Below are 22,969 nucleotides of genomic sequence, written 5' to 3' on the forward strand. Positions count from 1 at the left end.
TGAAAATGAGTAAATTATCAGGTATATTATTTAAGTCTCTTTCTGCAAGAGTAATGTCGTCTTTTGCAAAAAGGCAATGGCTTATATGTTTCTTTTTTACAGTAGTATCTGTACAGTTTACTCATTCTCAATTATTCCCCGTACAAGTATCCCCACAGTTAACACCTCCTTACAGTTTAAAACTGTCTGACTACAGCACTTCTACCACAGAAAAACTACTGGTAAACTTGCTTTTAACAGATGTTAATGAGTCCGACTTACAAGTCCGTTTACGATTTTCTATCTCTGGCAACAGTGTAAACATACAATCTAAAGATTTTGTACAAAATGCTGCTCCAATACAATTAACTGGTGGTATTCCGTTGCGTTTATCTAACCTAGATTTACAACCGTATTTTGACTTACAAAACTTAGATGGTATTACACCTAGTGAATACAGCAAACCGCTACCAGATGGCCTGTATCAGTTTTGTTTTGAGGTTTTTGACTGGACAACAGGGAGACCTTTATCAGAAAAAAAATGCTATCCTGTTTACTTAGTACTTAACGATCCTCCTTTTTTAAATTTACCACAAAACGGAGAACAAGTACCAGCTAGAGACCCTCAAAATATTATTTTTCAATGGACACCAAGACACGTAAATGCAACTGGTGTGGAGTATGAGTTTGAGCTTCGTGAACTTTGGGATACTAACGTAGACCCACAAGCAGCTTTTTTAGCTTCACCTAACTTATACCAAACTACAGGTTTTGCCAATACCCTACTCTACGGCCCAGGAGAAACTAGTTTGTTAGAAGGCAAAACATACGGCTGGCGTGTGCGTGCTGTTGTTAGCGATGGCATTAGTGAAACTGCTGTATTTAAAAATGGTGGTTATAGCGAAATTTTTTACTTTACCTATACTGGCAAGTGCGATGCTCCACAGTATATTTTAGCAAAGTCTGAAGGTACAACCACAGAAGAAATTACGTGGCAACAAAACCCAGACCATATTAACTACCAAATACAATTTAGAAAAGAAGGTGGCAGTAATAATGTGTGGTTTGAGTCTGAAACTGTTGAAACTAAAAAGAAATTATTCTTTTTAGAAGCAGAAACTACGTATGAATATAGAGTTGGTGGCCAATGTGTACAAAACGGAGGCTACAGCTACTCGGCTATAAACACCTTTACTACGCCTGGCAAAGAAGATGCTAGTGAGTACAATTGCGGCATACCACCAGAAATTGTAATTACCAACCAAGACCCACTACAGCTACTAGGCGTTAATGATGTTTTTACAGCAGGTGATTTTCCTGTAACTGTAAAAGAAGTAAATGGCGGCAATGGCAATTACACAGGTTGGGGCTTTATTGTAGTACCTTACTTAGGAGACACACAAATAAGGGTTACTTTTAACAACATAAAAATAAATACAGACAAGCAATTAACCAATGGTATTGTAGAAACGGAGTATGATGAAAAGTTTGCTACTACCGGTGGTGCTGGTATGTCTGATGTATCTGAGTTGACAGAACTTATTGAAGGTGATAATGATATTGATGAATTAAACGTAAACTTTGTTATACCTCCAGATTATTTTGAAGATTACATTACTGTTGAAGACGGACAAGTTGTTATTAGAAACCCTAATGATGCACAGGTAAGAACTTCTCCTTTAGGTGATGATAAAGTTATTGTAGATAGTGCAGGCAACACTTACCACGTAGATGCAGAAGGTAATGTAACAAAAGGTGGTAAAATAGACGAAGGTGGACCTGTAAATGCAGATAATGTAGAAGGTGTAACCAAAAACGGAGACATAGAGTCTTTAACTGCCAAAGGTATTACTGTAACTTTTAATTCTAGAGGTACTTACGGTTATGACAAATTACCAAGCGGAATAAATAACACCAAGTTAAATGAAGAATACAAAAGTATAAAAGATGCTCAAGGTGCCAATTATGAGATTGTAAACCACGTAGCAGAAAAAAACAAATCTTCTTTAATTACAGCAACGGTTAGTATATCTAACTCAGACTACACCATTGATGATCTTATTTTTAAGACCAAACAAGGAGAGTTATTAACGCATACAAAAGCTACCAACAACACTGTTAACTTAAGTGTACAAGGAAGGTATACTTTTGAGAACGAACCTATTTACGCTGTTGTAAAATCTAAACAAGATACTACCAAGCAGCAAACAGCTGGTGCCTTTAATTTGTGGCATTTATCTAGAAAAACTGTAGACGTTGTGCTCGTTTCTGTAAACGGTGCACAGCTACCTACAGCAATAGAGTTAAATACAATTTTTAACCAAGCAGCAACTACGCTTAACATAGAAACTAAAAGTGTTTCTTTAACTAATGGCTTATTAGGAGCCGATAATAAATTAGAAATTGGAGACAAACCTTGGTTAAACACCTATAACCAAGAGCAAAAAGCCATTATAGCAGATTTAAAACAAAAAATAGACTACCAAAAAGATAAATACTACGTCTTTACATTTAATTCTAACTTTATTACAACTAAATCTATAGCTGGTTTTATGCCACTAAAACGCCAGTTTGGTTTTGTATTTAATGGCGGATTAGATGCTACTGAGGAAGGAAAAGAAGATTTAGCAAAAGTAACAGCGCATGAAGTTGCTCACGGTATTTTTGCCTTACAACACCCTTTTACAACTTATGGAGATGATATAAAAGGAAAAACTCCTTGGCTTATGGACTATGCCAACGGTGACCTTTTAAGCCATATGGACTGGGCACAAATACACAACCCAAATTTAAAGTTCTATATTTTTCAAGATGAAGAGGATGGGGAGCATGTGACTGTCTCAAATATGGAATATTTGGATAAATTTAAAAACTCAGATGGATCATATACATTTATTTCAATGTCAGGAAAGCCAATCTCGCTTCCTGATAATACTTCATCCGTAACATTTAGTATTGGTGATGATTTAAATTTAAAAAATTGTAGTGATGAGTTTAGAATTGAACCTTTTGGTTCTATACGAGGATTCACCATACAAGAAGACACATTTTCTTTTTGCGCCTCATGTAATAGTTCAAATTTTTCAGGATATTTTAAAAAAGGAAGTAACTGTGATGTAAATAGTAAATATATTGATAGTTTTTCAAATAAAGAAAATGTAAATGCTATAGTTGGTCTTCCTTGCATTGCTAATAATAACGTTGTCTTCAAGGTAATGCTAATGGAGGGATATTTTAATGATTTTGACTTTAGTGAAATCAATGGTAGTTATAATGGTCAAGGTTCTTTAATGGCTTATGATGAAATTATAAATAACTTCGATTTTAACAGAATAACTGATGAAAACATAGCTTATGTCTCTGCTACATTTAAACCAATGTTTGATGATGATGTAATTGATTTTTTAAATAGTGAGTATTGTCTTTGTTCTGATAATAACTTTACAGATATAGCATATGCTTTTATATATGCAACACAATTACAAAAAAATAAGAATTTAATTGGATGCTTTACCAATGGTGTTCCATTATTCTTTTATGATGAAAATATTAATACTGATAAATTTCATTATGCTGTAGTAAATGAATGGAAAGATAAAAATATAAATGGTTTTACAGAGTTAAAAAAACACGTAGAGGAATTTAAAAATTTAGCTACTTCCTATCCCTCATCTTTCGATGGAGGATATAAACTTTATAATTTTCTAAAAAAATATACCCCTGAACAGATATCTACTTCAAATGTTAACTCATATAAGTTAAGATTTGGTACTACTCATTGGGAAACAGGTTTAGTTCTTGACAAAATAAAGAATATATCTAGTTCTGAATTATTAAATCAATATGATGATGTATTTTGTTTATGGGAGAGTATACCTTTTACGGATAGAATATCGGCTATAAATACTTTATCGTTTAAGAATGAACCGAATGATAAGACAGAGGAAATATTACTTTATTTAATCATAAACGAAACTAATGTTGAAAAAATGCTTAACAATTTAAAATTAAGCAATTACAAGTTATTTTGGCGAGTTTGGGACGTTTTAGATTTTAAACAAAGAGCTGTTTTAATAGAGTATTTAAATACTAATTTAATTACACAAGAAAAAAAGGATACTGCTAAAAAAAATTATGATGAATTTATTGAAAAATGTAAAGATGTAGTTAATGGTGATTGTGATTTAAATAAATATAAATTACTTCCTATTTGGCGAGCAAATGCGCTAAGCGTAGTAGATTTTTCATTTGATATTTCACCAGGTGGATTAAAATCTGAGTTTGATTATTCTCTGGAAACTAGTGAAATTGATGGTTTAATTAATATTAAGGCAAATACAAATTATATTAACTTTAATAAGCTTGATGATTATTGGACCTATTTTTTGACAAGTGGAAAGGAACTATATAACTCAAAACTTGGCCCATTTAGAACCATAACCTTAGTTGTAAGAGAAGACATAAAATTAAATGGTAATATCATTCTAAAGAAAGACCAATTAGCTACTGTTCCTGCAATATTTCTACATTGGTTAGATTCATCTATTGATTCCGAACAAAATCAAGTAATAATTAGAGTAGCTGCGGATGGATTAGTTGTTGCGAGTATAATTGCATCGGGTGGAGCTACAACTCCTTTACTTGCTATGGACCTTGCTATTTTTGGAACAGATTTTGTCTTTACAGTAGTTAATGAAAGTTCTGAAAACATTGATCCTGAAGTTGCAAAAGCCTGGGAAGCTATTTATAACATATACAATATTGCTAATATACCTAGAGCTGTTACATCTACTTCTGCTTTATTGTCTAATGGAACAAAAAATTTCTTAACTTTTGTTGAAAATACAAAAACATTAAATAAGTTTTCAAAATTTGTTGTAAATCCAAAATTTTTAGATAATTATATTATCAAGTTTAAAAAACTTTCTAATGTTCAAAAAGCTAACGAATTAAAACTAATAGATAATTTAATAATTGGAGTTATAAAAACTTCAAGGTTTAACAAGACAGCTTATGTATCAAGATCTCTAGCTAGAAATCTTATAGATGCAAGATTGCAAATTTCTAATTCAAAGTTTACCTCTACAAACATCAGTATGGGGGTAGAAACATCAGTTAGCGCATATAACCCCTATTTAAAAATTTTTAGAGGTAATCAATCTTCTTCTGTTGCAAATGTTACTTTTGTTGAAGGTTCTATAATTAAACCAACTATAAGTTCTATAAGATGGTTACCTGGAACAACTAAAACAGAAAGTATTAGAACAGTAGGATCAATTAACGATGTTTTCTACAATAGTTCTAATAATATATTAAAATCTGGAGATTTAGAAGTTATTGAACTTATTTCAAGTCCAGGACAATTTTACCTAAAGCCTTCAATAATTGGAACAAGTTCAGCAGGAACATCAAGTATTGAAGTTACAAACTTTTTAAAATTATTAAAAGAAAAAGACCTTACTAAGCTAAAAACAACATTATCAAACATAGATGATCCTGAGAAACTAGCTAGGTTTGCAGATAAATTTTCAGAATTACCTGAATCACTTGTTGCTCTAAATAATAAACCAAAATCAGCAGAAGCGTGGTTTGTTTTAGACGATATAGGAGTTGATGATGCTATAAAAATAGACTTAGAAAACCTAGATGAAGTTTCTGAATTAATTGGTGGGAGTTATAAAACTTGGAAAACTAGCTCTGCAGGTGTTAACAATAGACTATGGACAAATATTGAATATACAGGCAAATATTATAAAGTTAAGTTTTTAGATGATGTAGATTTAGGTGTTGCAAGCTCTAGTTATACCCAAGCAACAAAAACAATTGAGTTTGACTTAAACGTTCCTCCATACTTACAAAAACAAGGGGTAGCTTCTGAAATTTATGCAAAAGGTTTAGCCAATCATCCAGAAACAAAAATTATAAAAGAAGAGTATATAGCATCTAGCCGCTATATTGGTGGTGAACCTGCTAACCTTACTGTTTTTAAAAAACTTATAAATGGAACAGACGCAATTCCACCTGTTTCTCCAAAAGAAGCTGCTTTTTTAACACCTTCTGGAAAAACTATTAAACGAAATAATTTTGATGCGGAACCTGAAATATTAATAAATACTGATAATAATGTAACAATTCAATTTAGAAGGGCTAGTGATGCTGCTGATGCGGTGGATAGTGTTATTGATGTTTCTAAATTCAAAAATACTCTTGTAAAAACTCCAGGTATTGATAATAGTTCTTTAACTAACTTACCTAAAAGCTTTTGGGATGATGCTTATAAAGTATCTCCTAAATCTGGTACAAGTATAAAAACTAAAGTAGATAATATTATAGCTAATGGGGATCAATCTGGAAAAATAACAGAAGGACTCGTTGAAGATATTATGACAGCCAATGGTTATAAAGTTGGTAATGGAAGATATTATGGTGATTATGAAACTGCAAGAAATGGACTTGATGGCTTTTTCTATAAAGGAGATATAACTAACCCAAGTGAAATAATTGTGATTGACAGTAAGCAATTTAAAATTGATGGTTCTGTAAAATTAAATAATGGAAATAGTTCAACTGGTTTACCATCTCAAATGAAAGAGGACTGGATAAGGTATATTGCAGATGAAAAATTAAATGAACTAAAAGGACTACAAAAGCAAACAGCAACAGCAATTCAGAACTCTCCAGCCGGATTTATTCAAAAATATGTTGTAGCTGTAGATAAAGGTACTGGAGAGATTAATTTCTTAAAATTAGGAGACTTTTAAATATGATAACAATTAACGATAGAATTTCTGATAAATTAAAGAGTACTGATATTTGGATTCAACATATTAGTGATGATGAGAGAAATTTAAAGCCAATGGGTTTGAATTTTAGATTCTTGGAGGTGGACTTAGCTGTCAAATCAATTAATGATAAAGATTATATGCAAAGTAAACTACATTTTTATATAGCATCACTTCTTGACAAAATGAGAGTTGAAAAATTTAATGATACATTATTTGATTTTGGACTTCCTTATATTGTCTACCCTATTTTGAGCGATAATGAAATTTTAATTAAGACGTATTCGAAATTAAGATATAATGCCTGGGGGCGAATGCCCAGTATGGATGAAAACGTGTTAAAAGGAAAAGATGCTGTTTGGTGTAATACAGTCCAATTTTTTATGGCTAATGATGTCCAAGGGATTGAAAGAAATCTAAATATCATTGAAACTTTAACGCTCTCTAAACTACCAAAGAATAAACAAGAATTAAAAATCGATTATGATTTTTATAAAGCTCTTTTGTCAAAAGATAAATCTAAATGTGAGGAACTTTTAGAGCAGTTGGTAAGTCCTAAAATTCATAAGAAAAGAAATACTAATGATGTCTTAGCTCAATATGTTTCGCAACCTGCATTAGGTTATGCAAAATTAGCTTGGCGTTTAGGTATTGAAGTTGAAGTTAACTCTCCACTCATTCCAAAAGAAATATTACCAATTGAGCCTTTAGATAATTATGAAATACCTTATAATTTTTTAAGACAAGAATAAATAAAACAAAAAAATCCCCCCGCTAGCGCGAGCGTCACGCTCGTGCCGTAAAGAGTAAGCAAAGGAGCATAAATAAGAAGAAAAAAGTAAAATGAGCAGAAAATACAAATTTAATAATCCAACGGCAGCTTACTTTGTAAGCTTTGCTACTGTTTATTGGATAGATGTATTTACCAGACAAACTTATTTTAATGTATTAGAAGAAGAATCAACAATAAAAATCACCCAAATAAATTACATATAACTATGAAAAAACAATTGCTTATTGCCTCATTATTTTTAGTATCTCTTGGTGCTACCGCACAAAAAATAAAAGAAAAAAAAGGAGAGATATTTTTAGATAAAGTGAAAATTGCAAACATAGAAAAGGTAAAAACAGAAAAACCTAAATACTACCAAATATCAAACGTAGATGGTAATCCGCTTTTTAAAGTAAAAACTTTTGTTTACAAGTCTATCTTATTTCATGATGATGAAACTACAGACTACCACGTGGTTACAGGAGACAAAATACAAGACACACTTGCTATAGTAGAAAAAGGCTTTTACATTACGCAAAAAAGAATTGTAAAGTACTTAGTAGAAGCTGGCTTTTTAAATAGTAATGGCTATAATGAAGCTAATATTCCTAATTTAATTGCAAAATCTACCAAAATACCAACAAAATTGGTAGAGCTACAAAACAAAGAAAAGAGCTTAAAAAACACATTGGCTACAAAGTAGAAAGAGACTTTGAAAATCGTGATATTTTTATAAAAACCTATGCTCCTAAACAAACACGTAGTATTAAAAGTACTATGGTAGTTACTGCTAATGAGTTAGAAATTTACCAAAATACTGCTACAGAAGAAAACCCAGATAGTGAGCCATTATTAATTGGTTACGGTGTGTATGAGTATAGTCAATTACTAAATAACACTTCCTATAAAAAAACATACTTATTAAATGCTAAAAGAGTGCCTTTGGCATCATACGTAACCTATAATTACAAAACATACGTTCCTTTTAGAAAAGAAGAAAGCGACAAACTAGACAAGTTAAAAACCAAAGAAGAAGTTTTAAAAGCTATGGCTATAAACCATATTTTAAGAGAAAAACTATAATTCTTGTTTTTACAACTACTATAAACACCAACCAACTTTTTTCTTGAAAAACCTATTACTTTCACTTTTTATACTACTACCTACACTTGCCATATCGCAAAGTGTAGATTTAGAAACTTTTGGAAAATCTTCGCCTTTTAAAGTAGGCGGAGGTATTTCCGCTAGTTCTGTATTTTACAGTAGTAACCAAAGAAATAACAGAGAACCTTTTACGTACTACGCACAAGGTAATTTAAATTTTAGTTACTATAATTTTTCTATTCCTGTTAGTTATAGCTACTCTAACCAGGGTGAAAAACTAGGCTACCAATTGCCTTTTAATTTTAACAGACTAAGCTTACACCCTAAATACAAGTGGATTACTGCACACATTGGAGATGTAAATATGACATTTTCTCCCTATACGTTAAGCGGACACCAATTTACTGGTGGTGGTGTAGAACTAACACCTAGCAAAGGTTTTACATTTAGTGCAATGTATGGACGGCTTTTAAAGGCCACAGAGCCTGTAGAAGATGAGCGTGCTGTTGTTGCATACCAAAGAATGGGTTATGGGTTTAAAACGGTGTTTGAGCAAGATAAATATAGTGTAGGTGTGTCTACGTTTTATGCATCGGACAGAGAAAACTCTATTGATATTAACCCAGATGAAGAAGGTGTGTTACCTAAAGAAAACCTTGTTCTTGGTTTTGAAGGTAGTGTAGACCTATCTAAAAACTTAGAGCTACGTGCAGAATATGCTACAACTGCCATAACACAAGATACTAGAGCACAAGAGACCTCTAGCGGTAAAAAAGGTTTGTTGGGAAGCTTTTTTAAAAACCGAGCTTCTACAGAATATTACAATGCGTATAAATTAGGTGTAAATTACTCGTTTTACCAAGCTAACCTTGGTGTTAATTATGAGCGTGTAGATCCTGGTTACGAGACTTTAGGTGCTTATTTTTTTAATAACGATTTTGAGAATATTACACTAAACTTATCTAGACCACTATTTAACAACAAAGTTAATTTAAGCTTTAATGTCGGTTTTCAGAGAGATGATTTAGACGATCAAAAAGCAAACCCTACAAGCAGATTTGTTGGTGCTGCAAATGCAACGTATACGGCATCAGAGCGTTTAACATTTACTGGTTCCTACTCTAACTTTAGTACTTATACCAACGTTAGAACCAATCAGTTTGATGATATTAACGATGATAATTTACTAGACAATGCTACTGATTCTTTAAACTACAAGCAGATATCGCAGAATGCAAATTTAAATATCAACTATATTTTATCGAGCTCTAAAACAAAAAAAGAGAATATAAATTTAAACTACAATGTAAGTGATATTGCCAACGAGCAAGGTGGAATTGTTAGGATTGGTGATGCATCTACTTTTCATAACATAGCTACCTCCTACACTATTGGTTTTACAGAGTTAAACCTAAATATTACACCATCATTAAATGGCACATACAATACCATTGGTCGTGAAGATGCTACTACTTGGGGTCCTACTCTAAGCGTTAAAAAAGGCTTTTTTGACAATAAGTTAAAATCGGTTTTAGCATCATCCTACAATAAAACTGAAAACACTGGTGGCACTACTAACATAACTAACTTTAGAGGTGGTGTGTCTTACATATTATTAGAAAAGCACAATTTTAGCCTAAATGCAGTTCAACTTTTTAGAACCACACCAACGGTTTCTGGTCTAAAAGAATTTACAGCAACTTTCTCTTACAACTATTCTTTTGACGTTAAAAAACCTAAAATTAAATGGGGTAAAAAAGACAAAAAACGTAAAACTAGAGACAGTATTATTACTATTAATTATAAAAAATACAAATACGTAGATTATGCCAACAATATTACAGACACCATTTTACAACTAACCAAAGATCCTAACTTTGGAAAAATACCAGACGATAAAAATCTTGAGTTAAGAGGCTTGGCAGATAATATGATTAAGGCTATTGGTAAAAAAGATGCCGTTTACAAAGAGCAAGCTATTATCTATTTAAAGTCCTTAGAAGATTTTAAAGATTTTCAGGAAAAATACAACGACTTTGTACTACGTGCTTATAACAAGTTGGTTAAAGATGCAGAAGATATAGACTACAAACTAGAAAAAGAGTTTATACGTTTAAATGCTGAGAATAACGACCCTAAAGTTAAAAAAACAAAAGCTTCTGTAGAAAAACTAAAGGTTGTTAATGAGCGTTTTGACAACCATAGAAATATGCTAGAAGGTATGCGTAGTTGGGACATTATGGATGAAATTAATAGTACACGTTTAACTGCGTTTAAAGACAAGCATATAAACAAAGTTTATTTGATGTACACCAATGGTAAAACCGAAGTAGACATTGTAAACTTTTTAGAGTATTATTTAGCTGATTTATACCATAAGCAGATTAAGAAATAGGTTATAATGAAACTCTCAGATAAAACACAAGAGCTGTTACATAACTTATTTGCTATACTCTGTTTAGAGTTTCTCTACTATATTTATGACTTTTGGACTCCTATGGAGGAATTTCCTTCTAGTTGGAGAGCCGGTTTGTTAGAAGCAATATTAAGATACCTACACAACAACAAATTTGGTGTATTTTTAGGTAAAGGAACTTTACTTGTTTTAAGTAGCTATTATATTTATAAAATAATAAGGGACTTTAGTAAAAATAAGTAAAACTTTTAGTTTGTTTAACGGCACAAGCAAGATGCTTTCGATAGCGGGGAATTAAATCAATAAATTCTAGTTCACGTATAAAAGGAGCTCGTATTGATACTTTTATAGAGAAAGCCTCTGTTACTAAAAATGGTAATTTTATAAAGTTATTTAATGAAGCAGGAGTGTTAAACAAATTAATATGAAATTTAATAAACAAATTTTTAATTCTTTAATTCCAATTTTAAAAAATAGAGGATTAACAGAATCAACTTATTCAGAGCGTAGTGGAAGTCTAAGTTTTTATAAATCAAATAAACATAGTAATTATCAAATAACTCTTGAACTTGATGATACAACAAAAGGTTTTGTCAATGTTTATGGAAGAATATCTTTTACTAATGTGATAGATATACTAAGTAGATTTATAGAGCTTAGACCAAATGTTTATGAAGCTGTTGTAGTGAACTACGATTTGTATAAAAACAAAGAAAAATATAATAAAATATTTGATGAATTAGAAAGCCTTCCCCTTAAAACAGACTTAGATATTAAAGAGTTTGAAAATGAAATAATAAGTTATATAGATTCTTATATTCTACCATTTTTTGAAAAATTTTATAACCTTCAAGATGTAAATGATAAAATTTTAAATGACTTACCAAAAGAAGAATATGCGAACTATATACCAGGACAAACTAATTTTAAAGTTCTTATAATAATGAAATTATGTAATAGTTCTAAATATATTGATTTTAAAGAATGGGCATTAAGTGCTTATAAAAAAGGAGTCGAGATAAATGCAACGAAATATGGAAAAGATTATGAAATATTACAAAGATTAATAAGTTATCTTGAAAATGAAGATTTTAATAATTCCATAATCGATTGAGTTTTTATTTACCCCGCTAGCGCGAGCGTCACGCTCGTGCCGTAAAGAGTAAGCAGAGCAACAAAACAATTTAAAAGTAAAATGAGCAGAAAATACAAAGTAGAATCTGGTTTTGTAACTAATCCTGTTGATTGGAAATATAGTAGCGCTAGAAATTACCAAAATGACCAAACCATTTTAAATATTGATATATGATTATTAGTAAAACTTTTAGTTTGTTTAACGGCACAAGCGTGACGCTTGCGCTAGCGGGGATAGATAAAATAGAAGACTGGGAAGATTTTCAGAGTTTAATGACTAGTAATACTATTTCCGAAAATCACGAAATTTTTAATTTTATTGAAGTTTACTAATTATGAAAATAAAACAATCTTTCTCTGAAATTGTATCTTTTTCACTTAAAGAGAATATTTTAATAAATATAAACGGAAATATAACAGAGCTTGATGGTAAAAAAATTGGAGAAATAAATGATGCTAGAAAATCATTTAAACTTAATAGTGATGAAATTATAATTCTTGATAGTTTAAATAAGCCTTTCTATTTATTTTCAGGTAATTTATTAATTCAAAATCAACGTATATCTACTGTAACTGATAAGTATTTTTTAACCTACTCAAAAAAGCCTAGGAGGTATGCTATTTTTGATAAACAACAAATGAATTGTTTGTTTGAAGCAAATTCGTCATTTGGAGATGTAGTTTTAAATGATTTAATTTTTTCTTACAATTCTGGGATTATTTATTGCTATAATATTTTAAGTGGAGAGTATATATTGCAATTTAATTTGAGCAATGTAGAAGACAAGATATCTTCAATTATAGAATTTTCAGGGATACATAAAAACACTCTAGTTTGCACTTTAGAAAATGGAGGTGTTTTAGGGGTAGATATTGATAAAGCAGAACAAGTGTTTTATTTTTCGAATGCTCAACTACGGTCAGGGCTATATCAAAAAGAAGAAGATTCTCCAATTTTCATAGGTTTAAAACATTGGACATATTTAGAATTAAATGCGGAAACAGGAGAACTTATAAAAAAAGTTGACTTACAGCCACAATTAAAAGTATTAGGTGATATACCTAAAGAGTCACCTTGTTGGCTTTCAATCAACACTACGAAATATGAAAATAATCTAATATATTTTTTTGCAGATAAAAATTATGTTGGTGTTTTTGACATAGAAAAAACAGAAATTATTGATTTTCATCAGTTTAATTTTCTAGATAAAAAAACAACACTAAAAAGTGGAGCGGAAAGTCTACAAATAAAAGGAAATGAAATTTATTGTTTAGACACTAATAACGACTTACATATTTTAGAAACTACCCCTCTAGCACAATCATCCAGCTCCTGCCGTAAAGAGTAAGCAGAGTAACAGCAAACAAAAAAACCACCCAAATGGTACATTCAGGTGGCATTTTACTAATTTTTAAAGTATTACTGTTTATAAAACTGTTTACTTTCTGTTCCTGGTATAGAAATAATATACATTCCAGTTTTTAAATTATCTAAAATAATAACTGCTTCTTCTGCTGTTGCATTCATCTCTTTTACAACAACACCATTCATATTCCTAACTACAAGCTTGTCTCCTTCTTTTACTCCTGCTACTTTTATTAATTCACTTGCAGGATTAGGATATACTGTTAAAACAGCTTCACTGCTTCTTAAACTAGCTGTTGTTGGTACTATTTTCCATTTTTGGTTGCCATTTCTTTTTTCATAAGTATAAGTTATTGCATTGGTATTAAGTGTTCCGTTATTACGGTCTAAACCTTGTGTTTGGCAGTGGTTAGGCAATAAGCCGTATACATTAGTTCCGTTTTCTATAACTTTCCATTGTTGGTGTTTGCCAGCAGCACTTGTATAAGTTGCTACTTGAATTCCGTTTTCACATTTAGCATAAGGCACTTCTAAAAATCTATTGTTTGCTTTGTTTTTTATAGTATATACATTATCACCTAAATGCGTAAAAATCCATTTTTGATCATCATAATTACCCGGATTTACCATTTTAGCGTTAAATGTCTCTAAGGCTCTAGACAATAATCTTTGGTTAGAAGTTACAGACTCTATAGTATACATTCCATTATCTATTAACTGAGAGGTTACTGGCGAACCTGCATCTGCTTTTCCTTTTAACAATACAATAGCAGAATAAGGAGCTACAGTTATATTTCCTGTGTAATTATTATGCTTTGCATCTACATAATCTGTAGATCCTAAACTTACAGATTTTGCCACACCTGTTGTATTTACTACAAATTTTATAAAAGTATTTGGATTTGCTGTTGCTGCTAAAGTAACCGGAGCACCCTTCCCTTTTTTCTCGTAATTAGGATATTTTGATTTAAATTCATTTAAGTTATACTCTGTATTTTGTCTGCCAGCTCTTATACTAATTTGTTTACTTCCATTAAAGGGCATACAATAATAATTACTATTTACATCTCCTAAAAAAGTATTAAAACCAGCATCTGTAATTTGGTTGGTATACCTTGCAGAAAACTGGTTTGGTTTTTTACAAAACAAAATATTATTAGTAACTGTATTATTTGTTGATTTTGCTACACTACCACCAGCACCAAAACTATTATTATAGGTAGATAGTACTAACCCATTATCACAATTATAAACCGTATTGTCTTTAATTGTATTTTTACTAGACAGGTTTGCCATTAAACCCCAGCCTACAATGTTATATACCGTATTTTCATAAATTAACTGGTTTTGAGAGTCATTATCTATGTAAATACCAGCTGTTTTAACACCTCTTCCGGCAGGTATACCTCTAATGGCACCAGGAGAATCATGTACCATATTGTTATAAATACTGTTATTTCCGTTTTTATTACCTACAGAATATATACCACCACCATCATCTTTGGTATAGCAATAATTACTAATATTGTTATACCTAATTTTTAAGTTACCACCACCAAAATTTAATGCATGATAGCCTATATCTTTAATTGTATTTTTTTCTATAATGTTAGTAGAAGATCCAGATTTACTAATAAACCTAACTCCTGTGTACCCAATAAAACCTGGCGCACCCATACCAGTACGCATACCTATATTTTGCACCTTATTATTTGTAAAAGTTAGTCCATTTATACCCTCCCAACGTATAGCAACGTTATTACTTTCTTCAAAAACAGTATTTGTTACTTTTATATTGCTTAAGGTAAAACCTAAAGACAAGTAATTATTTCCATTGTAAAAATTACAGTTTGTAATAGTTAAGTTAGAAGCACCGCTAATAGCTAGAGTCTGACTTAAACCTCCTTCTACTCTTAAATCCTGAATTTTAATATAATTGGTATTATTTAAAGCCAATGCCTCATCCCCTGCTGGTATTTCTACATTTAAATTGTTAGGGTTGCTATTGCTATACAAATACAAAACACCAGCGTTTGTATCATGTGCCCACTCACCATTTTGGTCTAGTGTATTAACGTGATTCTGAAAAAAGTATCCAAAATTGTTTTCGATATTGTTTTCAAAACCTGCACTAGGGTCTGATAAACTAAAATTTACCGTTGTACCTCCATGAGATGTCACAGTTTCTACCTTAACATTGTCATCTGTAGTTCTAATGGTAATTTCACCTCCTTTAAACCTGTTTGACGCATACGGTAAACTTGATGCTTCTGAAATAGATTTATTATTTCCTGCGTGAGATTTTATTGTTCTGTAACCACCATTTGCAGCACTAATATTAGGCTCTCTACCTATTTGTTGTGCTTGGTTGTTTAAAAATAATGATGGTATTCTGCCATTATTAACCTTGGCTAAATTTGTTTTCCAAATGTTGCCATTATGGCGTGTCCAGTTATTTATTTTTTTTGCTGCCCTAAGTATTGGTTTATTACCAGAACCATATGCTTTTAAAACTATTGCTTTACCAGACGAGCCTTTTTTACCCTTTAAATCTAAAGAGCCATAAAACACATCTCCTTTATTAAAATTAATAACATCACCAGCATTAATTTTGCTTTTTTGACTGTTTACTTTATTTATAGTTTTCCAGGGCGTAGCGGCAGATGTACCGTTATTAGAGTCGTTACCAGAGGCACTTACATAGTAGTTTTTTTGTGCAAATACAGTTGTACTGCATAATACTAAAAACATACCTAATAAATAGGTTTTTAATTGTTGTTTAATTAATATCATAGTTTATAATGTTAAAAAAACCGCTTAACTATTTAAGTTAAGCGGCTTTTGGTTGTTGTTATTTTTTTATAAAATGAATACCCTTTTCTCCTTCTACACCAATAATATATTTACCAGCTTTTAAACCAGATACAATTAGTGTTTCTGAATCATTTGTTGCTCTTTTTTTAAGAATTACATTCCCTGAAAAATCATACAAAATAATTTGCTTACCTACACTAACACCAGATACTGTTACGTATTCTTGTGCTGGATTAGGAAAAACAACAACTTTACTTTCATTGATTTTTAAAGCCACACTTGCGCTTTCAGAATTAGAACAACCCTCTAAAACTTCTTCTGATCCAGATCCTACAGGTTTAGTGTAAGTCTTAGAAAGTACAAACTTATCCATCTCAAATCCATCCTCTCTCATTGAAAAAGAAATTGTATGCACTCCTGCTGTTGGTACATCAATAAAGATTTTTTGCGCTTCGCCACAATGATTTGCATTTGTACGTTGCTTACTCTCCCAAGTCCATTGTTGTTTACCAGTACACCATTGCATTTTTTGCCCAGAAGCTGGCCAAGTTCCATTAATACCAACGTGTACACCGTTATCTTCAGATCCTGTAGAATGTGCTCTTACCCAAACAAAATATTTTCCTGGACTAGTAAACTTAACTTTATAATTTACTATTGCTATTTTTCCTGGTTCATTAGAAAAATTTTGAGCATTAAGAGGGTCGCTATGAGTTACTCTTGTATCTGGTAAAATTTCTAAATACCCATTGCCACTTGCTTCGCTATAGTGATTTGAATCTGGATCTGGAGTTGGAGTACCTGTTGTGGTTTCATTAAAAGTATACCATTTTCTATCGTCATCTTTAGATTGACTGAAAAAATGTTCTGCTTCTACAGCTACTACTCCATTTTTTTCTACAGCAATACAATCATTACCAGGTTCTACTGTAGTAACATCTTCTTCAAAAATTAGTTTGTTTACATTAAATAAATAACCAGAATCACCTGTAAAGTTCAATTGAAGTGTTTGCTCCCCCGCTTCTAAATTAACAGTTGCAGTTACCGTTTTCCAAGTTTGCCAACCTCCAGTATTTACTACAGTAAGCTCACCAATATTAGTACCATCTGCATCAATTTTAATTGTACCTCCTGTTGTATTTGTTGCTACTTTTGCCTGTATTTTGTAAGTACCTGCTTGCGCTACATTTACTTTATAATTGGTATAATCTCCATCTTCTATATAGCCTATGTTTTTTCCTCCACCAACATCAGATGTGTTTTCTACTTGTGTACCCAATTGATCTGTAAAGTCTTCTGCTTCTATAGTTCCAGGCAATAAAATATTGTTATTTACTGCTCCGTTAGCTTCATCGCATTCAACCTCTAAAATTAATTTAGGAGATGTAGCCCCTTCTTTAGATGAAAAAGACACATCATTACCCGCAGTTTGCTTTAGTATTAAAGTAATGGTTTCCCCAGGTGTTACATCAGTTAAGTTCCAATCATAAATACTACCTACACTATAAGTAGTGTTTAATTGCCCTAATTTTGTGCCTTCTGCAGGTTTGTTTGTGTTAGACAAATTAGCCTCTGTCCAGTTAGTAGAGTTTCCTTTAAAAACCTCTATTAAACCATTGCCAGAATCACTAGAAACTGTAAGTTGTAACTTTACACTTGTAACTGTTTTAGAGGTTGTAGGTACTGTAAACTTTAGGTAAGCTAGTCTTCTACCACTTTCTACTCTTAATTCTGCGTTGTTAAACCTAGTTGTTCCTTGCAAATAAGCATCGTTTGTTAAGGTAGATGTTAATACATTATCACAAACAGTATTGCCATCATCATTTTTGCTTGTAATTAACGCAACCCAGTCATTAGTATCTGGTGCTACCAAATTATTACCTAAGGTTGTTTTTGCTGATAAATTACCTCCTGCTCTAGGGTTAAACCACTGTACATTATACTTGTTATTACCACTTGGCAAACTTAAAGATGTACTACCGCCATTGGGTCTGTAAATAGCATATATTTTACCTTCTTTAGTAAATACATAGTCATTATTATCTGCCGTAACATTATCTGCAGAAATCATTTCTGTTAAGTATGGCTGTAAATGTGTATTAAAAAAAGAGAGCGCATAACTACCTTCTTTATACTTAGCGCCTCTTTTTCTATGATCTTGGCCATTAAGGTCACCATCATTACTAGTATAACCACTGTAATATTCTACACCAGCACCACCAGCTAAAAAAGTTGCCCAAAGTACTTTTTCTCTAACTTGTTTGTCCGAGACCATTATACCTTGTGATGCAGTACCTTGCTCATCATTTGCTACCACCCATTTTTTACCTGTATTTCTTGAGTTTATTACCCATCTACGTATATCTTTATGTACATTATTTTGACTTGTTTGTACAGACACACCTGTTAAGTTAGACTTGTTACCTATTAATGGGTTATACCTTTGGTCTTGCTGACCTGGGTATGTATGTAAAACAATATGGTTGTTATATGCATCTAAATTTTTAATATAATTTATAGTAGATTTTACCACTTCATCTTTAATGGTAGATTCTTCAGATAGGTTCCAGTTTAATGCTAAATGGTGTGCAAACCTGGCAATTAACTCGCGGTAGTATAACTTACGTTCCCTACCAAAAGTATGACCATCCATTTTTTCACAATTTTCTGTTTCCATTGTTTTAAAATGTAAGTACATACCTTTTTTATCTGCATACTCCATTACTTTCTCCCATTGGGCAAGTTTAGATACATCAAACCTATCTTTATGTAGCTTATTCCACTGTTCAGATTTGCTTGCGCTAGAGTAATCTGATGATGACCCTTTTAATATGTGTGGAAAAACAGCACCATCATCACCACCAGCTGCCCATGTTAAAAAAGAGATTACGTTGGCACCTTGCCCGTGCAAATAGTTTATAGATCCTAAAATACCTTTACCTTTACCATTGTTCCAAGTATACGCACTTGCATCTGTAGCATTATAGTCTGTAACATGTGCTTGCCAGGTTTTACTTTTATTACCACCAGCTGTATTGCCCGGTGTACCATCAAAATCTACATAATGGAAACGGTTTTCAGGAGAATCTGCCCCAACTTTTAAAAACCAAGCTCCGTTAGGGTTATTTGGGTTTGTACCAGTATGCTTAAGATAGTGTTCTCCCACATATTGTAGTCTACCCAAATCTTTATTTCTAAAGTCTCTGCCTGTTTTATTAGATTCACTAATGGTAAAACTACCTGTTGTACCATCCATAAAACCACCACTGCTACCGCCACTATTAATTGCAACGTTAGTACCAGATTTAAAAACTGCTGTCCAGTTCCAAAGTCCTATATCATCTGGCGTAAAATGTACTCTCCATTTATTACCAGAATTACAACCCGTATTTTCTGCGTTACCACAAGCTGCATAGTACCCAGGTACAGTAAAACTTCTGTTGCTGTTTTTGTGTGTAAAAGTTACGTCTAATCTGTAATCTGAAAAAGGATTAGGATTAGCGGTTTCTGATGTACTTGGTCCGTTAAAAGTTATTGATAATTTGTGCCATCGTTTTAGCTCTCCTTCTGGAGTTTGAGCACTTAAAAACATACCAAAAAGTATGAATACCGTTAATAGATGAGGTTTAAAAAATTTCATAGTAGTAAAATTTAAATTAAGAATTAAACAATTAGTAACAAACGACTTATGACTGTAAAAAAAGTTTAAGACTTTGTTTTTTACATTACTAAAAGACATATAAATAATAGCTTAGCTATGGCTTAAGTGTACAAACAACTATGCATAAGAAATTATTTAAGGCCTATGTAGTTTTGTTAAAAAACTGAACAGTAGAGTCACAAGATTCATTATTTTTTTATGTATCAACAAAAAGAATATTAAGTTAAAACATAGGTTATCCGTTATGTAGCTAATAGTATTAGCCCATTTTGCGCATTTAGCCTTATGAACAGACTAAATAGATACGCCCTATATTTTACCAAACAGTACTTTTTTAACTAGTACTAAAAGATGAAAAATGATAAAATGTTAAATAATGAGTGATTAAAGAATAATAAGCCCAAAGCTCGTTTTTAGCAATGTAGTAGAACTTAAGTACAATTGTTTTCATTTTGTAAATAATTAAGTTGATAAAAAAATTCTTTGGGGATACAGCAAAGGTAAGTTATTTCTTACTTAATAATAAAAAATAATTCATATAAATAAAAAAAATTAACAATAATTCAGAATTATAGAAATACAGTAGCTTAATAAATAATTAAATTGGGATTTAACCACTAATTTAACAAGAATTAACTTCTTTTTTACGTGTGCTTTTAGAGCTTAAAACAGTGTGCTAAAATTAACTTTAAAATTAACAATTGTACATTAAATAGTTAATTTACAAAACATTAACATTTTTAAGTCATAACTTTTAATGTACTGTAAGCTACCATCTATACAATAAATACTACTAATTACCATTAAATCTCTGCTTTTTATACTATTATAACAAAGTTTACAGTTTTCTGTACTTAATAAATCTTATTATAATTAGAAGTATTTTCGTAAATTCATGAGTACCATTTACCTTAGTTACATACTAACCCCTTTTTTTAACCTTACTTTATGGGAAAAAAACTAATTATAGTTTCCGTAATATTATTCTTACTAATAACAGTAATTATATGGAATGTTTCATATAATCAAGTACAAACGTACACTAATAACATAATATTAGTAGAAAACATAAAATCTAACAATAAACTAGTAGAAACAGAGTCTAAATTAAATGAGCTCTATAGTATTAGTAAAAAAAATGTGCTTTATATAAGTAAACTAATACAGTTAGATTTAAAAAGTAATACTTCTGCTGTAGAAATAGAAAAAAAGCTAAAAACTTTTATAGATATAGATCCCAATTACTTTCAGGCAAGGCTAATAAATAAAGAAGGTATAGAGGTTATACGCGTAGATATAGATTCTTTAGCTTCTTCTAATAAATACCAAGACAAGTCTAATAGGTATTATTTTAAAGAATCTATTAAAGCTAAAAAAAATGAAGTATACATTTCTCATTTAGATCTTAATATAGAGAAACAAAAGATAGAAAAACCTTACAGACCAACAATTCGCTTTTTTACTCCTGTATATGTAGATAATAAATTACAAGGAATTGTTGGGTTAAACTTAAATGCTAAAAATTGGTTTAAAAATTTAGACACTTACAACTTAACATTACTAAACTCTAAAGGAGAAGTTTTTTATGGTGACCATAACAATTTATACAAGCCCTCTAAGGTAGACTTAACAACAAAAGACGCTAAAGGAAACAATATATATATGTCTAAAACTGTAAGTTTAGAGGGCAACCACCCTTGGACTATATATACCAGTACTAAATTAGAAGATACAGAAAAAAACTTGGCTAGATTTAAATTTGAAACCTATAAAAATGCAGGCTTACTAAATTTAGGATTACTCATTTTTTTAATTATTGTATATTCTTTATATATTAAGAATGAAAATATATCTAACCTTAACCAAACTGTAGAAAACAGATTATCTGAAAGAGATACACTACTTAAAGAAATACACCACAGAGTTAAAAACAACTTACAAGTAATTACAAGCCTACTAAGTTTACAGTCTAGCTTTATTAAAGACGAAGAAACAAAAGCTCTTTTTAGGTACAGCCAGTATAGAATAAACTCTATGGCCATAATTCATGAAATGCTTTACAGGTCTAATGACTTAAGCAGAATTAATTATGGAGAGTATATGGAGCAATTAGCAAATACTATGCTAATATCTATGAAAGGTAATGATACTAACATTAAACTAGATATTAAAGCTACAGATTTGTATTTAAACTTAGACACCTCTGTACCATTGGGTTTAATGATTAACGAGATAATTACAAACTCCTTAAAGTATGGTTTTAAAGATGAAGAAGGAGGAACTTTAAGCATTGAGATTAAAAAATTAGTGTATCCTAATTTTTTATTACTAATAGGAGATAACGGAATAGGATTTCCTAAAAGCATCAATTTTAGAAACACTAAATCACTAGGATTAAAATTGATACACAAACTAGCCCTACAACTTAGAGGTAATATTGAAAAAGATAACTCTAAGAAAGGAACAAATTACATCATCACATTTCAAGAAATTGAACAAACATCATAAATTATGGCATTAAAAGTACTCATTGTAGAAGATAATATGATTATACAAATGTTTATAGAGAGCATAATAGAATCTATAGACGAAAATATTGTAAGAACCGCAAGCAATAGTAACGAAGCTATTTCTGCTTTGCGTTTTTTTTCACCAGACATTATATTATTAGATATAGGTTTAAGCGGAGATAAAGATGGTATTGAAGTTGCAGAGATAATAAATAAGGATTATAAGATACCTTTTGTATTTATAACAGGCAATTCTGATGCTTCTACTATAAAACGTGCAGAAAAAACAAAACCAATGCACATAATTCGTAAACCAATAGATGAAAATCAGCTTAAAGCAGAGTTTGAAATTATATGCAGTAAATTGACCGAAAAACCATAGGAAAGTGCATTTCAACTCAAAAAAGCGTTATTTAATCGATGAAATGACC

General features: G+C 31.2%; 13 protein-coding genes and 1 pseudogene. 12 read left to right on the forward strand and 2 right to left on the reverse strand.

The window, feature by feature from the left end:
• The first annotated feature begins 5 nt into the window (after positions 1 to 5).
• From CELLY_RS15575 to CELLY_RS15615, 10 genes and pseudogenes are all read left to right on the forward strand, one after another.
• Complete coding sequence (locus CELLY_RS15575; RefSeq protein ID WP_013622662.1) at positions 6 to 6,740, forward strand: hypothetical protein; 6,735 nt, start codon at positions 6 to 8, stop codon at positions 6,738 to 6,740.
• Positions 6,741 to 6,742: 2 nt separating this feature from the next.
• Positions 6,743 to 7,513, forward strand: a complete 771-nt coding sequence (locus CELLY_RS15580; RefSeq protein WP_013622663.1) for an immunity 49 family protein — start codon at positions 6,743 to 6,745, stop codon at positions 7,511 to 7,513.
• Positions 7,514 to 7,604: 91 nt separating this feature from the next.
• Positions 7,605 to 7,718: pseudogene (locus tag CELLY_RS16940) on the forward strand (transposase); the annotation flags it as partial.
• Between the two features lie 41 nt (positions 7,719 to 7,759).
• A complete protein-coding gene (locus CELLY_RS15585; protein WP_013622665.1) occupies positions 7,760 to 8,236 on the forward strand; it encodes a hypothetical protein in 477 nt (158 codons plus the stop codon).
• A gap of 74 nt (positions 8,237 to 8,310) precedes the next feature.
• Complete coding sequence (locus CELLY_RS15590) at positions 8,311 to 8,616, forward strand: hypothetical protein (protein WP_013622666.1); 306 nt, start codon at positions 8,311 to 8,313, stop codon at positions 8,614 to 8,616.
• Between the two features lie 43 nt (positions 8,617 to 8,659).
• Positions 8,660 to 11,032, forward strand: a complete 2,373-nt coding sequence (locus CELLY_RS15595) for a TonB-dependent receptor (protein ID WP_013622667.1) — start codon at positions 8,660 to 8,662, stop codon at positions 11,030 to 11,032.
• A 6-nt stretch (positions 11,033 to 11,038) separates the two neighbouring features.
• Positions 11,039 to 11,296 (forward strand): hypothetical protein, encoded by a 258-nt coding sequence (locus CELLY_RS15600; RefSeq protein ID WP_013622668.1) that lies wholly within the window; start codon positions 11,039 to 11,041, stop codon positions 11,294 to 11,296.
• Between the two features lie 181 nt (positions 11,297 to 11,477).
• Positions 11,478 to 12,167, forward strand: a complete 690-nt coding sequence (locus tag CELLY_RS15610; protein WP_013622669.1) for a hypothetical protein — start codon at positions 11,478 to 11,480, stop codon at positions 12,165 to 12,167.
• Positions 12,168 to 12,358: 191 nt separating this feature from the next.
• Positions 12,359 to 12,520: a hypothetical protein gene (locus CELLY_RS17175; protein WP_013622671.1), complete on the forward strand. Its 162-nt coding sequence runs from the start codon at positions 12,359 to 12,361 to the stop codon at positions 12,518 to 12,520.
• A gap of 2 nt (positions 12,521 to 12,522) precedes the next feature.
• On the forward strand, positions 12,523 to 13,536 hold the full coding sequence (locus CELLY_RS15615) for a PQQ-binding-like beta-propeller repeat protein (RefSeq protein WP_013622672.1): 1,014 nt from the start codon (positions 12,523 to 12,525) through the stop codon (positions 13,534 to 13,536).
• Positions 13,537 to 13,607: 71 nt separating this feature from the next.
• Here the strand turns inward: CELLY_RS15615 and CELLY_RS16795 are convergent, their stop codons facing one another.
• Complete coding sequence (locus tag CELLY_RS16795) at positions 13,608 to 16,346, reverse strand: right-handed parallel beta-helix repeat-containing protein (RefSeq protein WP_013622673.1); 2,739 nt, start codon at positions 16,344 to 16,346, stop codon at positions 13,608 to 13,610.
• A 58-nt stretch (positions 16,347 to 16,404) separates the two neighbouring features.
• Positions 16,405 to 20,007: a carbohydrate-binding protein gene (locus tag CELLY_RS16800; protein ID WP_169309930.1), complete on the reverse strand. Its 3,603-nt coding sequence runs from the start codon at positions 20,005 to 20,007 to the stop codon at positions 16,405 to 16,407.
• 969 nt (positions 20,008 to 20,976) lie between these two features.
• On the opposite strand from CELLY_RS16800, the gene CELLY_RS16805 reads away from it, so the two are divergent.
• On the forward strand, positions 20,977 to 22,536 hold the full coding sequence (locus CELLY_RS16805) for a sensor histidine kinase (protein WP_013622675.1): 1,560 nt from the start codon (positions 20,977 to 20,979) through the stop codon (positions 22,534 to 22,536).
• Between the two features lie 3 nt (positions 22,537 to 22,539).
• Positions 22,540 to 22,920 (forward strand): response regulator, encoded by a 381-nt coding sequence (locus CELLY_RS15635; protein ID WP_013622676.1) that lies wholly within the window; start codon positions 22,540 to 22,542, stop codon positions 22,918 to 22,920.
• Positions 22,921 to 22,969: the final 49 nt, after the last annotated feature.

It is taken from the genome of Cellulophaga lytica DSM 7489 (assembly GCF_000190595.1).
Taxonomy (GTDB): domain Bacteria; phylum Bacteroidota; class Bacteroidia; order Flavobacteriales; family Flavobacteriaceae; genus Cellulophaga; species Cellulophaga lytica.